The 15,416-nt window shown below is 37.2% G+C and carries 8 protein-coding genes; 2 read left to right on the plus strand and 6 right to left on the minus strand.

Annotated features, from left to right (window positions below; all coding sequences use genetic code 11):
- Window positions 1–29 precede the first annotated feature (29 nt).
- The 5 genes from G440_RS0104575 to G440_RS0104595 form a co-directional block, all read right to left on the minus strand.
- Entirely contained in the window at window positions 30–995 is a 966-nt protein-coding gene (locus tag G440_RS0104575) for an HlyD family secretion protein (protein WP_026450224.1), read from the minus strand.
- A gap of 23 nt (window positions 996–1,018) precedes the next feature.
- Entirely contained in the window at window positions 1,019–2,392 is a 1,374-nt protein-coding gene (locus G440_RS0104580) for a TolC family protein (protein WP_026450225.1), read from the minus strand.
- A gap of 326 nt (window positions 2,393–2,718) precedes the next feature.
- Window positions 2,719–3,276, minus strand: coding sequence for a Crp/Fnr family transcriptional regulator (locus G440_RS0104585; protein WP_026450226.1), 558 nt, complete (start codon window positions 3,274–3,276; stop codon window positions 2,719–2,721).
- 210 nt (window positions 3,277–3,486) lie between these two features.
- Entirely contained in the window at window positions 3,487–5,355 is a 1,869-nt protein-coding gene (locus G440_RS0104590) for a S8 family peptidase (RefSeq protein ID WP_169718941.1), read from the minus strand.
- A 351-nt stretch (window positions 5,356–5,706) separates the two neighbouring features.
- Entirely contained in the window at window positions 5,707–9,258 is a 3,552-nt protein-coding gene (locus G440_RS0104595; protein WP_169718942.1) for a beta strand repeat-containing protein, read from the minus strand.
- 245 nt (window positions 9,259–9,503) lie between these two features.
- On the opposite strand from G440_RS0104595, the gene G440_RS0104600 reads away from it, so the two are divergent.
- On the plus strand, window positions 9,504–10,598 hold the full coding sequence (locus G440_RS0104600; RefSeq protein WP_026450229.1) for a diphosphomevalonate decarboxylase: 1,095 nt from the start codon (window positions 9,504–9,506) through the stop codon (window positions 10,596–10,598).
- Window positions 10,599–10,650: 52 nt separating this feature from the next.
- Here G440_RS0104600 and G440_RS0104605 read toward each other — a convergent pair whose 3' ends face one another.
- On the minus strand, window positions 10,651–13,860 hold the full coding sequence (locus G440_RS0104605) for a CHAT domain-containing protein (protein ID WP_245574826.1): 3,210 nt from the start codon (window positions 13,858–13,860) through the stop codon (window positions 10,651–10,653).
- 578 nt (window positions 13,861–14,438) lie between these two features.
- Here G440_RS0104605 and G440_RS0104610 point away from each other — a divergent pair.
- Entirely contained in the window at window positions 14,439–15,377 is a 939-nt protein-coding gene (locus G440_RS0104610) for a mevalonate kinase family protein (RefSeq protein ID WP_026450231.1), read from the plus strand.
- Window positions 15,378–15,416: the final 39 nt, after the last annotated feature.

Here is a 15,416-nt window from a genome sequence, read left to right on the forward strand (position 1 = left end):
TGTCGTCTTATGTCATTTCCGATAAAAGCCTATTGCTTTTTAATTAGCACTGTTGCATTCAAATAAAACGTCAAATCCTCAACATTTTCCGTAGGAACCACTTTCAGTTCATAAATAGATTCATCCAATTCATATAAAGGTGCGGTGCTGGTTATATCGGCATAATGTGCGAGTTGGTTGATCGCAATGATTTTTGAATAGATTTCTTCATTGGTATAGGGATTTACTAAGGTCAATCTTTGACCGGCTTTGAAATCATAGATTTTTGATTCAGGGATAGTAAATCTAAAATAAACACTGTTTTTCTTATAGCCATTAAACAAGCTGTATCCTGGGGTTAACAATTCACCTTCATCTAAACTGATGGTTTCAATGGACATATTTGCTGGAGCGATTAGATATTTTTCATTAGCGGCTGAATTCACTTCTTCCTTAGCACCCAAAGCGCGATCCAATTGTCCTTTTGCCTGTTCAATTTGTTCTGCGCGCGTTCCGTTTCTCACTTCCGAACGTTTTGCTTCCACGGCATCCACTTGTGCTTTGGCCATAGCGAGTTTCATTTTAACCTCATCAAATTGCTGCTGACTTACCAATGAATCTTTATACATATTCTCCAGACGGTTATACGATTCTTGTGCGAATTCCAATTGCGCTTTTCCAGAATTCAACTTTTGATCAATTTGACTTAGCTGTTCTGAAGTAGCGCCGTTATAGGCCATATTCAATTGTCCTTGCGCAGAGGTTATCGCCCCTTCGGCTTGCATCATTTTTGCAACAACTTCAGGAATATCGATAAAGGCAAGGGTATCTCCTTTTTTCACTTCTTGTCCTTCGGTTACATATATTTTTGAAATTCTTCCGCCGAGCTTGCTGCTGAGAGAAATGGTTTCAAATTTTACTTTTCCTCGTTCCGAAGTGATCTTTTTATCGTTACTGCAAGAACTTAAAGCTAGCAAGGAAATGAGGCCGAATAGTATGGTTTTTATTGATTTCATTTTTTATAATTTCTTTTGTGCTATTAATATTTTAAAGTCCCTTTTGCGTGAAGCAATTCTGTAACTGCTCTTCGCTGATCAAAAAGTGATTCTTTCAGTTTAAAGTTGGCTTTTTCCAGATCGTTCAATGCGTCTAATACGTCATTTATAGAGGCCAAATCGTTTTTGTATTGTTTGTTGACCATTTCATAAGTATCTTTTGCCAACTCGATTTCCTTTTCTACAATCGTCGAATTCTGTAGCGTCGATTGATACGTTTGTTCCGCTTTTACAATACTTAGATCGATCATTTCTACAGCTTCCTCAATGCGTTCTCTATATATTTCACCTTCTAACTTCGACTTTTTAGCTTTTAAATGGGATTGGTTTCCATTGAAAACATTCCATTGGATTCCTACGCCCACGTACCATTTTGGATCGAGAAGGGAGAGGTAATCTTCAATAAATTCGTAATGCCCTTTTAAGGCAACCTTCGGAATAAAATGACTTTTTTCCATTTTGGATTTATAAAGTGTAGCTTTTTCTGCTTCTTCCAAAGCCTTCACCTCATTGCGTTTTTCAGTATTTGAAGTAGAATTCAAGGTGAAAGATTCTAGTTGAGGTCTTAAGATTCTTAAGTTATCTCGACTTTCTCCTGTAAGCTGATTTAGCACTTCAATCAAGAGTATTTTGTTATGTTGAAACTCTAATTGTTTTCCAGCCAATTGCTGTTGCGCCAATTCTATTTTTTTTCTTCCGATGGGAGTTGCGAGTCCGTTTTCAATGGCTTTTTGCACAAAATGCTCTTGTTCGTCTAGGTATTTTTCGGAAGTGTTTAATACTTTTTCCGAAGCATAAACCAAAGCGAGTTTGTCATAAGTTTCTATAATTTTAAGAGCGAGTTTGTCTTTCTCTGCCATCCCTAAATAGTTGAGCGAAGATTCTTTGTGTTTACTCGCTTTTATTGCGTTGCTCGCTTCGAGTCCGCTAAAAAGTACCCAATCGACATCAACTGAAGTTTTTAGAATGTTTTTATCCTGAAGGTTTGGCGTATCCTGTAATGGAATTCCATCTGGAAACGGGGCGTTAAAGGGAAGTCCTGCGCCTTCTTTTATCAATAATTTTTGCGTGGCAACCAAAAGATTCTGGGTGTCTTGATCAAAAGTGATATCGTCGTTTAAGCGAGTATAACTTCCATTCAGGGTGACTTTTGGAATAAAAACAGATTTTGCCAGCCGTTGATCCAATTTCGCTTGTTCTGCTTCGATGGAGTTAATGTTGACCGTCTGACTTTTGTTGAGGCCTTTACTTATTAGTTCTTGGAGCACAGGGTCCAATTGCTGAGAAAAAGTCATTGTTGAAAACATGCCAATCACACTAATAAACAGACAATTGGATATGCCTTTGTTGATTTTCATTGCTACTGATTTTTAATTACAGTGCAAAGTTCAGGCGAATAGGGATGTTTTCCTTTGACCTAAATCAAAAAGGGATAATCAGTTTTAGTTTTTTAGGAGACGACTTAGGACAGTAGGACAGTAGGACGTAAGACTTAGGACTATGTGGGACACACAATAGAATACTTGTAATAATTATGTTAATTGGTATTTCTCTATATCTTTTGGCTTTTTTTTACCACAAAGGCACAAAGGGCACTGAGAAATGCGAGACAGTCTTAGGCCTTACGTCCTAGAGCGCCCGCGTGCCGCCACAGCTTTACGGAGGAGCCAGCGGTCTTAAGTCTTTATTTCCGTATGCGACTTAGCGTTTCCTGAGTCATTCCTAGATATGAAGCGATATGGCCTAGTGGCACGCGGTATGAGATATCTGGAAATTCGGCGAGCATATAATCATAGCGTTCTCTTGCCGTTTGAAATTGGATGGCATTAAGTTTATTTACAACTTTAGTTAGCATTTCAATGGAAACTAATCGACCTAACTTTTCCATTTTATGATATTTGGAAAAAAGCAAATCCATTTTCTCGTTGGAAATTGAGTAGATAACGGAATCTTCCAATGTTTCCAAATAATATAAACTTGAGCTTTGTTGAAAAAAGCTATCAACACTGCTCATAAATTTTCCCACCCCAAAAAACCATTGGGTCACTTCTTTGCCATCTTCTTTGAGATAATAGCTTCTACCCATTCCCTTCTCTATGAAATATAGTTTTTTACTGATTTGCCCTTGCGCGATCAGCAATGTGTCCTTGGGAATATTTTCCTTTTCGAAATGTGAAGTGATGTCCTGCAGCTCATCAGGAGAGAAAGCGATTATAGAAAGAAGAAAGTCGGATAGATTCATAGAAGCTAATAGCGGAAACGGATGGATGAGATTATTAAAATCAAATATATTGAAAAATGATGGGAGAGGATTTTTTTTACATAAATGAAATTTGAGACTTTGTAAAATATTCCTCAACTTCAACTTCGATTTCGAAATTGATTTCAAGAAAAATGCCCCATATTTCAGGGGCATTCCTGGCTGTGTCCAACCTCACAAGCTATTAGGGATCTATTGTTTTATAATCCTTAAAATTTTCGATCCTTCTTTAGCAGTGCTTACTTTTACGAAATAAACTCCTGCGGAAGTATTCATTTCTTGTTCTAATGTTTTTGCTGAAGCATATTTGCTTGAATAGATTTGCTGACCGAGCATATTGTATATCTGTACAGTGACATCTGTATATTCCCTGCCAAGATCTATGGCGAAATTACCAGACGAAGGGTTTGGATAAATACTAAAAGCTTTTCTTTCTAAATCATCAACTCCTAAGTTAATTGTATTTTGAATGGCGAGAAGTGCATCGAGTTTTCCATAGCCCCACGTATTGTTAGGAACAGTACCCGTAAAGGAGTCCGTTCTGCAGGAATTACGCAACACAGGTTTTATTTCTGCAGGAGTAAGATTGGGCTTCACTTCCAACATCAATGCCATTATTCCCGTAGCTAAAGGTGCCGCGGCACTAACGGCATTCTGGATACCATAAAGGCCATTGCCACCTTGAACGAGTATATTTCTTGATCTGCTATAGTAGGTATCAGGACTGGCGGCACAAAAAGCGATTTCTCCTGGTGTTGCAAAATCTGGAGCCAATCTTCCATCCTGCGTAGGTCCCTCGCTAGAGCCAGGCCAAATTTCGCCAGGATTTCCTTGCCCTGTAAAATGTCGAAATACGCCATCTAAATCATACCAACCCTCACTTATTACATAGTCTGTAGGCACAATGTTCAATGTGGAAGTGGCGAAATCATTAATACTATGGCCAGGCACCACATATGAGAGAAATTTATTGCTTACAGCAAAATTAGCAGGGTTCAGCGTACTGTAAAACTCGCCATCAGCAGAGATCGTAGCACCTTGGAGTATTACTTTATATACTCCTGTGGCCCCACTAAAATCAACCAATAACTCTCTTCGGTCACTGTCTGATCCCCAGATGTCCTGGTTTTTCCCGCGATGCGCCATAAAAATATCTCCCAAGTTTCGATCCACATAATCATTAGGTCCAGTGGGTGCAGCAAAAGGGCCTTCCACAGACCCATTAGGTCTTTCAAAACTTACTGTAAAACGATCGTTTTCGCTATACCATAAATCAAAGCGCAAATTGCCTCCAACTTCTTTTTTTACCAAGTGCTCTATGGTTTGCCCTTGTGAAATAGTTCCTGCGGCATAATTGTCACCTCCACCGTCGTCTCCGATTCCGCAAACAAAAGTATGACCATTCTGAACGTATTGATCGATGGCTCTGCTGTAAACACTGCTTCCATCTGAAGGGCCACCTATGGAACCTAAGTTCATAAGAGTTACGGAAGGAAGTCCGAGTTCAGCAATTTTGTCCGAAGCAAATTGCAACGCAATAGCAATATATGATGGATTCCAAAACGGATCTTGCCCAGGTAGGCCATTAAATGGAGGGAAATAATCTTGGGTAATTTTTATACTAAGAATAGTGGCTTTTGGTGCAACTCCATGAAATTGACCATCGGAAGTGCCACTGCCATTACCGCATATAATCCCGGTGGTTGCTGTGCCATGGCCAAATCTATCCATAGTTAGCCGAGGTGCATTATTTTGGAGTGCAGTATTGATGGCTTCGTGCGTATGGATGGTTCCTACTCCATACGGATTGTTGGGGTCATTTGCTCCTGTTGGGTCAACCATATCGTAAATATAAGCTAACCTCGTATTTCCATTTTCATCAATAAAATCTGGATGTGTATAGTCAATTCCCCGATCAATCATAACAACTAAAACGCCTTCTCCGCTTAGATTGTATTGGGTATAGACTTCGTCTAAATTAACTTCAGCTCTGGGTATTGGTCCTTGGGCAATTATGTGTAATGAAAATATCAAAAAAATAAAAATGATAGTATTTTTCATGGCTTTTAGATTTAGTATATATACAACGGAGGACTTTTGAAATGTCATCAAATTTTATTCTGAAGTAGATTTGAAAATTCTTTAAGCGTGGATCTTAAAAAACATGCGTTTCCATCAGAAGAGATTAGAAGTCTGGATTTTACCACCTACAAAGGAAATAAAGCTGATGTTTAAAATGAACTTGAGTTAGTTGGTTTCTTCGTTTTAGAAAACTTAAATCGCTGTCCCCAGATAGTTTAACATCGTCTTCAACTTCATCTTCGTCTTCATCTTCGAAAAAACCTACAAGGAGCCACCGCCGAAAAAGTAGTGGAATGCCTTGCAGGTCAACTTCACAGGCTATTGAAAAACCTATCGTTTTATAATCCTTAAAGTTTTCGATCCTTCTTTAGCTGTACTAACTTTTACAAAATAAATACCTGCGGAAGTATTGATTTCCTGCCTAATCAGTTTTGTTGAAGCAAAATTTACAAAGGAAATTTGCTGTCCGAGCATATTGTATATTTGTACAGTGACATCTGTATATTCCCTACCAAGATCTATGGTGAAATTACCGTTTGAAGGGTTTGGATACATTTTAATGCTACTTAAGGTATTTTCCTCAATACCTAAAACAATAGAATTGACTGTTAAAACTACCTGATTGCCATTCCTGCAAATCACGTCGAAATTATATATAAAGCCATCAAAATATCCACTGGCGGTTGGCTGAAGACTGCATTGAGTTATAGTTCCCGTAGTTGTAGCAACTATAAATTCATCTCCAACGTTTGCGGCAAAGCCCATCAATAAATTAATACTACCATCAAATATGGCATTTCCTTGAACTGCTAATAAATCATAATCTGTTCCTTGATTACTTCCGTTCAATTCAATTTCGAGTTCAGAAGAAGATGTTGATTTAAAATCGCCCAGAACAGTTAGTATTCCGGCGGATTCACCTGGGGCGAAAGTACCATTGTTTATAAAGTTTGCAGCCGCAGGCACGTCTATTGTTGCAATTCCCATAACTTTTCCATCTGTAGTGTTTATAAAGTTTAATCCATTTATAAACTCTAATTCTCCAATCATTACATTAACAATCCCAGAGTTTGTGGTATTAGCAAGTATCGATGTGGTACCAACTCCTGCTGATTTTTTCAACAAGCCCATATTGTTGAACACGTGTGAAGAACCTGCGGTATAGGAAAGAATATTGCCATCGGTTATTAAGTCTATTACACCCGCCGCTTCATTATTTATTATTCCATCATTAACATAAAGAATGCCAACACTCTCATAATTGATTGTTCCATCATTGTTTAAGAGGCTATTATCGAATATATATTTACTCGCACCAGAAAGAAATGTAAGTTCTCCGGCATTAACTAAAGTACCTCCTCCTCTCAAATTGCCATCCTTCCAATTTACACCAATATTTCCGGTAAAATTGAAGGTAGCTGTCTTGGTTGGCTGAACGTTTACTTCATTATTCCAAGCAATCTCTCCATCCAATACTCCTTCTAAGGTACCTTCGCAAACTATTTGTGTATTCCATTGCAGATTATTTCCGCTGGAGACATTGTAGTTTCCATCAGTTAAGTATTTTGTAAGACCTGAAAAATTAAGGCTACCGCTTTCTACCTCAACGGTGCCGTCATTATTATTTAAAACTGCTATAAATGTTGAAACACCAGTAGTTGTGGAGCGTTTTAATAATCCAAAATTATTCAAAACATGGGTAGCACCAGCAGTATAGGACATTGTAGTTCCATCCGCTTGAAAGTCGATTAGTCCCGTTGGTTGATTATTAATGGTTCCATCGTTTATATATAAGAGACCATCGCTTTCATAATTGATAATACCCTCATTATTTAACTTGGTATTATTAAAGATGTACTTACTGTTGGAAGTGACCATGCTAATCATACTTTTATTGACCAAAGTTCCTTCCCCACTTAAACTGCCATTGGACCAGTTGACTCCCGTAGATCCGGTAAAGTCAAAATTGGCAGATGTGCCTGTAGGTACATTCACTTCGCTATTCCATAAAATTTCACCATCTAAGGCTCCTGTCAAGGTTCCCGAAAGCACTATCTGCGTATTAAATGTTAAAGATGTTCCCGTAGCCACATCATAAATTCCATCGTTTAAATATTTAGGTAGTGTCACAAAATTAAGGCTTCCACTTTCTACGGAAATTGTACCATCATTATTATGCAACTCAATAATAATTGTAGATGTTCCAGTAGGAACTGTAGATTTGATTAATCCATTGTTGTTTAACTTATGCGCATTACCCGCCGTGTAAGAAATGGTACTTCCATTCGCCTTTAAATCGATGATTCCTGATGTTTTATTGTTTATTGTTCCATCATTGACGTACCAAATACCTGTACTATCATAGTTTATATCTCCGTTATTTTCTAGGATTGTATTGTCAAATATATATTTACTGTTTGCAGTTAATAATGTTATTTCACTTTTGTTATTTAAGGTTCCTCCTCCTCTCAAATTACCATTTGTCCAAATAACGCCCGTACTTCCAGTAAAATTGAAAATTGAAGTTGTACCTTGAGGTATATTAACTTCACCATTCCAAGAAATTTGGCCATTTAGCGTACCCACCAAAGTTTGGGCACAAACAATTTGACTATTCCAAAGAAGGGAGCTGTTGCTGGCCACATTATAAGTTCCATTGGTTAAATTTTTCATGAGCCCACCAAAATCCAGTATGCCGCTATCTACTGAAATGGTACCAGCATTATTGTTTAATACAATGCCAATGCTTGATGTGCCATTAGTTAAAGATCGTTTTATAGTTCCAGAATTATTCAAAACATGGGTGCTTCCTGCGGTATAGGACATATTGTTTCCATCAGATTTTAAATCAATAAGCCCTCCAGTTTCATTATTGATGGTTCCATCATTAACATAGAAAACCCCTGTACTTTCAAAATTGATAACACCTTCATTTTTTACAGTAGTGTTTCCCAAAACATACCTAGAATTAGCCGTAAGCATGGTAATTTTGCTCTTATTAGTAAGAACACCACCCCCATTTAAGGAGCCGTTGGTCCAATTTACACCCGTATTGCCAGAGAAGTTAAATGTTGCAGCAGCGGGTACGGCCACGACACCTGACCAATCTATTTTTCCATTTAGAACTCCAGTTAGCGTTCCTTCGCAGGTTACAGAGTTTATCCAATTTAAAGAAGCATTGTTACTTACATTATATACACCTCCTGTTAACTTTATTAGACCAAAATTAAAAGTCAGACTCCCAGTTTCAACCGCAATAGTTCCCCCATTGTTATGAAGCTCCGCAATGATGTTTACATCACCTGTGTTTGAGGTGCGTTTTATCAGGCCAGAATTATTTATTTTATGAGTTGCTCCCGCAGTATAACTTATGTTTCCCCCGGCAGTTTGTAAATCCATAATCCCCAATGTTTGATTGTTTATGGTTCCATCATTTATATATACAATACCAGTTCCTGTAAATTTTATTTTACCCAAATTATCTAGGACTGTATTTCCAAATATATATTTTGAGTTTCCTGTAATAAAATTTATGATGCCATTGTTGGTCATCGTGCCTCCACCCTTAATATCACCATTAGAAAAATTAATAGTTGTATTGGAGCCAAATGAAGAAGGATTTGTAAAACTCAATGAATTGGAGATATTAAATGTTGAGTTTCCTTGAAGTGTAATAGATTTCGTACTTCCAGATACATTTAAATCTACCGTGAAACCAGTTGGTATCACCACATCTTGCGCCGCGGTGGGTACCGAGTTTAAACTCCAATTAAGAGTTGTATTCCAGTTGTTATTAGCGCCGGAACCTGTCCAAGTATTTGTCTGTGCTGAAATTTTTAAGCAAAAAATACTCAATACTGAAAAAAATAATAATCGTTTCATAATATTTGGTTTTAGGATTATATAGCTACATCGAAGTGATTTTGAAATTGTCATCACTTTTTTAGAAGAAAAAAAGTCACGCATGATTGATGATGGATAACGGAAGAAAAATTGAGGCTGGATAAAGTGTTTCGGGTTTCCACAAAAACATTTGAATTATATTTTCGTATCTCTTGGATAAGGTTTTTGAAATCTCATTGATATAATCAAAAAGTATTTTATTTTTGTGATACTATTCCCAAGCCATGCCAGAACATCGTTTTATTGTTTGCAACTACTCCCATCCTTTATCTTCCGGAACCGTTTCTTGGCAATCGCCCAGCAACATCGCCTTGGTAAAATACTGGGGAAAATATGGCGAACAGCTGCCAATGAATGCTTCCATCAGTTTTACATTGAAGAATTGTAATACCAAAACAAGGCTTTCTTTTGAAAAGCGCACCTTCGCTAAAGCTTCGGAGCGTGTAGGTTTTGATTTTGAAGTTTATCTCGATGGAGAAAGAGAAGTCTCCTTTGAACCTAAGATTCAGAAATTCTTTGAAAGAGTGGAAGTGTATTTACCATTTCTAAAAGATTTCAAATTTAAAATTGAAACTGCTAATAGTTTTCCGCATAGTAGCGGCATTGCTTCTTCTGCAAGTGGTATGAGTGCTTTAGCATTGTGTTTAATGGATATGGAAAAACAAATGCAGGAAGACATTACGGAAGATTATTTCATTGAAAAAGCTTCCTTTCTTGCACGTTTGGGCTCTGGAAGTGCATGCAGAAGTTTGGAAGGCCCAATCATAATATGGGGCGAACATTCCAAAATTGATGATAGTAGCAATCTCTTCGGAACAAAATACCCTTTTAAAGTTCACGAAAATTTTGAAAATTATCAAGACACGATTCTTTTAGTTGATAAAGGTGAAAAGCAAGTGAGTAGTACCCTTGGCCACGATTTGATGTTGGATCATCCTTTTGCCGAACAACGTTTTCTTCAAGCAAAAAATAATCTCACCAAACTGCATCCTGTTCTTAAAACAGGGAATATTTCAGAATTTATAAAAATTGTGGAGAGCGAGGCCTTATCTCTTCACGCCATGATGATGACTTCGATGCCATACTTTATATTAATGAAGCCAAATACTTTGGAAATACTGAACCGTATTTGGAAATTCAGGGAAGAAACGGGAAGTAATGTCTGCTTCACTTTGGATGCTGGTGCAAATGTGCATATGCTTTATCCAGAAGTTGAAAAGGAAACAGTTATGCAGTTTATAAAAAATCAACTTTCACCATTCTGTAAAAACGACGAGTTTATTGTCGATGAGGTTGGGATGGGAGCTTTCAAAATTTAAGCTCCTTGCCCTGTCATTGTGAGGCACGAAGGAATCAGGGGAAGGTGGTTTTTCAGCTTTTTCGCTTAAAAATCGGAAGGGGCTTTATAATTACCAATGCTAATGCCAAAGCCACCACTCCAGCCATGCCATACCACCACCAAGCTAAACCGCTGTTTAAATCTATTGGAGTTACATCACCAATAAGTACTAGTGCAGCCCAATATTGAGGCGCGGCAGTTCTTCCTTCGGCTGTGGAGATATAAGTTAGTTTTGCATTTCGCAGGGCTTCGTCTTTAGGCATGCCTTCTGAAAGTTTATTATAAAAAAGCTCCACAATCTTCGCGCTGGATTCTTCATCAATTTGCCAGAGACTGGTCAAAATACTTTCACTACCCGCATAGTTGAAAGCGTGTGCTAAAGAAATCATTCCTTCACCTGCCTGATACGTAGGTTTTCCAGTTTCGCAGGCAGTGAGCATAGCGAGGTTTGAAGAAAGATCTATATTGTAAATCTCGTATGAATACAACGAGTTTTCATCATAATTTTGATTTCCTTCCGTCTTCTTTGCGAAAATTAACCGACTGAGTTCGGGACTTATATTGTTGCTTTCGGCATGAGTGCCAATATGTATTATTTTATGTTCCTTGGCTTGCTTGATAAATAAATCCTTGCTCGCGTTTTCGTTTATAAAATAATTTCCATCAAAAATCTTGGAGTAGTGTTTAACCAGATCTGCACTAAAAGGTTGGGGTAGGAGCGTGAGATAGGTTTTGTCCAACTTTACCGAATCTTTGATTGCCAATTTGTACTCCTCTTTCATGGCTTTGTTAAATCCAGGGGCAAAGGCAATATAATCTGAAGTATAATTGGCCACTTTCCCTTTATCTTTATATAGAAGAAGACTAAAATTATACGAAATATCGTATTTCGCCAACAGGCTGTTAGTGGCCATTTCCTTAAAACTTTTAATTGGTTTTGGAGTAAGGGTTTCAAAACTTAGATTGAAAAGATCTCTATCTGGAATTATTACAAGCTTACTGGTTTGCACGTATTTTTCTAGCGGAAGCCAAAGTTCTTTATAAAGCTCGAAAAGTAAGGGACTCATTTTTTCTGCTGAATTTCCATAATCACTTAAACTTGAAATATAATTTTTAACAGGTTTATAATTTAGAGGAACCATTTTTTTTAATACAGAAGAAACAACAAAAGCATACAAGCTGTCTTCAATAAATATATAACGCACCACAGTAGTACTCTCTGGAATTTTTTCCTGTAGATTATTTATAGGTTCTTCCAAAGTGGCATAGCGCATTTTATAATACTTTGGAAATCTATTCTTTAGGGAATCCAGAAAATACTCCCAATTTTGAGAATCTTTAAAGAATGACTTTATATCACTGTTTTCGGAATCATTTAAGGACGAAGCTAATTTGTTTTTCAAATCACTTTCACGAGAAATTACTTCTTTGGGAATTTGTTGAAAATCCATATTTTCCCTTAAGTTTAATCGGGAACGGATCCGATTATAAATGCTGGATTCGTGAAGGGCGATTAATTTATTTAAATATACTTTATCTTTAGTGGTATTGTATAATTCTAATCTAAGTTTTTCCGCAAAATTGAGGAGCTCTTCGTTTTCGGTTATTAGCAGATTAATATCTTCAGGGGTATTAACCACTTTTTTTCGATAATCCAAAATAGCGATACCCTCTTCTACTTGTTGCAAAAGTTCCTTCAAAACAGAAGGGGATTTATCTTCGGCTTGATAATATTTTGAAGCAGCATTAATCAGCAATGCTTGTGGTTTTCTGTATTGGCTAAGAATGGAATCTGTCGCGCTGATCTTTTCTGTTCCTTCCGAAACATTAAAACACAATGCTTCTTCGCTATATTTTTCTGCTTCTGCATAATCTTTAAGGAGAAATTGTACCTGTGCCAGATTGATGATGTGATAAAACTCTTGTAATGTGTTTTTGAAATCGCCTTGATGCGTAAAATTGTAGGTTTCCAATGCTAATGCAACAGCCTTCTCCTTTTTTTGGTTTTTTGCGGCAAAGAGGGAATATTCTAAAATATTGTCCAAAAAATCCTTGGTGTAAATTCCACCCATTGACTTGCGGTAGGTTAGTTGGGCTTTTTCATAAAAATTTGCAGCATTTTCAACATCGTCCATAGATTCATAAATAGTGGCGCGGGTTGTGAGCGCTGCAGCTTCCCAATACAAATCGGATCCCGAACTGGTTTTTAAAAGCTCCAAGGCTCGGTCTGCGTTTTCTGCAGCACCTTTAAAATCGCGACTCGCAGTTTTAGCTTCCGCTAGAATTATATTCGAAATGATGAGGTTGATATCGTTCGCATCGTAAAGTGTTTTTTTCTGCTCAAAAGAATATTCAATCAATTCCTGTGCGCGGGAATGTTCACCAAGAGTATTATAAAAAGTAGCCATATTGTCTATCACCATGCATTGATTACCCTTAGCTTTGTAGATGCGGGCCTCATCTGTAGATCGATCTATATATTCTTGAAATCCTGCAATTGATTCTTCTGAAATTGAAATTGCATTTCTGTTCTTTCCAAGAGCATTCCACAAGACAGCGAGGTTTAGTTTCACCAGTGCTGGTCTGTAGTAGCGATTCATAATATCGGTTTCATCTGTTTTTTCCAAGACTTTAACAGCTTCCTGAAAATAGAATTTGGCGCTGTCAAGTTTCGCTTCCTGCCACATCATTCCGCCAAGCGCATTATAAACTTGATTGTAGAAAACATAATCCGGCTTTCCAGTTTTTTTTAAGAGGTTTAAGGCTTTTTGATAGTGTTGTTTTGCCAATGGGAAATCACCCATTTTTGAAGCATAATAGCCGCGACGGTAAAACACCCCTGCTAAATCGGTATTTTGAGGCTCCTTATTCTGTTTTGCGAAGGGAATGGCTGTTTCCAGAAGATCGTAGGCTTTTTGATGTTTCCCGGCATCATCGTAAATCCAGCCTAATTCTGTTATTGCCTGAACAATGAAATGTGGACTGGCAGAGGTTTTAATTTCTTCGGTAAGGGCTTCGGCTTTTTTTATTGCTTGGTTTTTATCGCCATTATTCAGCTTAAAGCTCCCTTCAAACTGGATATATTTGTAAAGACTATCGTGTTTTTTCTCAGCTTTGAAATAGGTAATGGTTTTTGCAACTTCCGCACGTGCTTTTGGAAAGGAATCTTGCTCAATAAGATTTTGGATATCTTTTACTGAAGATATTTTCTCTTGGGAATACCCGTGAAAGAACACCAGCATAAATAATAGCTGGAAGAGGAATGAAAATCTCCGGTTTTTAGATAGCATAATTTAGAAAAGCTTCAAAAAGATAAAACGCAACCGGGGATAATGCTAAGAAAGATACAAATTTATTTTTATTGTCTCTGTTCTTGGTTGTAAAAATTCTTTTTAAAGCTTTTCAACTTTGCTCTTCATATTCTGTTCTGGTATGCTTACTAGTGCTTTGATCCTGGTTTGGATTACTTTGCCGAGTATTGTGTTTTTGAGATCTTCGGAACTATTTTCTTTGTTACAATTTAGATTTTCTGCGTTGTTGTTGCCAAAGGAGCTATATTAAAGTTGAAACAAACTAAAGGTTTACATGGGGAATTGAATATTTCATTCTTTGGTTGTTGACTTCCTTATAAAAGACATCGAAATAAAATTATAATGTCATCAAGCAAGAATACCATCCTTATGTACAGTGTATTAAACACTTATTTTTCAATTAATTCCTGGTGCTTTGGTGAAAGATATTTGTTAAAATAGTTATCTTTGCAGCTTGTTACAGTTTTAAGAATAAAACTTGTACTTTTATAGTTACAACACAACAGCTTATGCACGGTCCGTTATTTTACTCAAAAATTCTTCTTTTCGGCGAATATGGAATTATAAAAGATTCCAAAGGACTTTCCATTCCGTATAACTTTTATAAAGGAGCCTTAAAAATTGATAAATACCATACCATTTCTACCCATAAATCGAATGGTGCCTTAAAGCGGTTTGCTGAATATTTGGAAAACCTTCAAACGGAAAATCCAGATTTAGTTTCTTTTGATATGGAAGCATTAAAAGCCGATGTGGAAAATGGACTGTATTTTGACAGCAGTATTCCTCAGGGTTACGGCGTGGGCAGTAGTGGCGCTCTGGTTGCCGCTATTTATGATAAATATGCGAATGATAAAATTACGATTCTAGAAAATCTTACACGCGAAAAACTGCTTGTTCTCAAAGCTGTTTTTGCCGAAATGGAATCTTTCTTCCACGGAAAATCTTCTGGATTAGATCCTTTAAATAGTTATTTGAGTCTTCCAATCCTGATTAATTCTAAAGATAATATTGAACCTGCCGGAATTCCTTCCCAGACCGAAAACGGAAAAGGAGCGGTATTTTTACTAGACAGTGGCAGCACGGGCGAAACCGCGCCAATGGTTCAGATTTTTATGGAAAATATGAAACAGGAAGGTTTCCGAAATATGCTAAAGGATCAGTTTGTTAAACATACAGATGCCTGTGTAGAGAATTTTCTTCAAGGTGACGTAAAAACGCTATTTGGAAATATAAAAGAACTTTCAAAAGTTGTCTTGGATAACTTTAAACCAATGATTCCTGCACAATTCCATAAACTTTGGAAAAAGGGTATTGATAGCAATGCGTACTACCTAAAACTTTGCGGTTCCGGTGGAGGTGGCTATATGCTCGGTTTTACTGAGGATATTGATAAGGCTCGCAAAGCGCTGAAAGATTATAAACTGGAAGTGGTTTATAATTTTTAATACTGGCTTTTTTTGAAATCCTTTCCGGATTTATTCAAC

Source organism: Aequorivita capsosiphonis DSM 23843 (assembly GCF_000429125.1).
In the GTDB taxonomy this organism is placed as follows: Bacteria; Bacteroidota; Bacteroidia; order Flavobacteriales; family Flavobacteriaceae; genus Aequorivita; species Aequorivita capsosiphonis.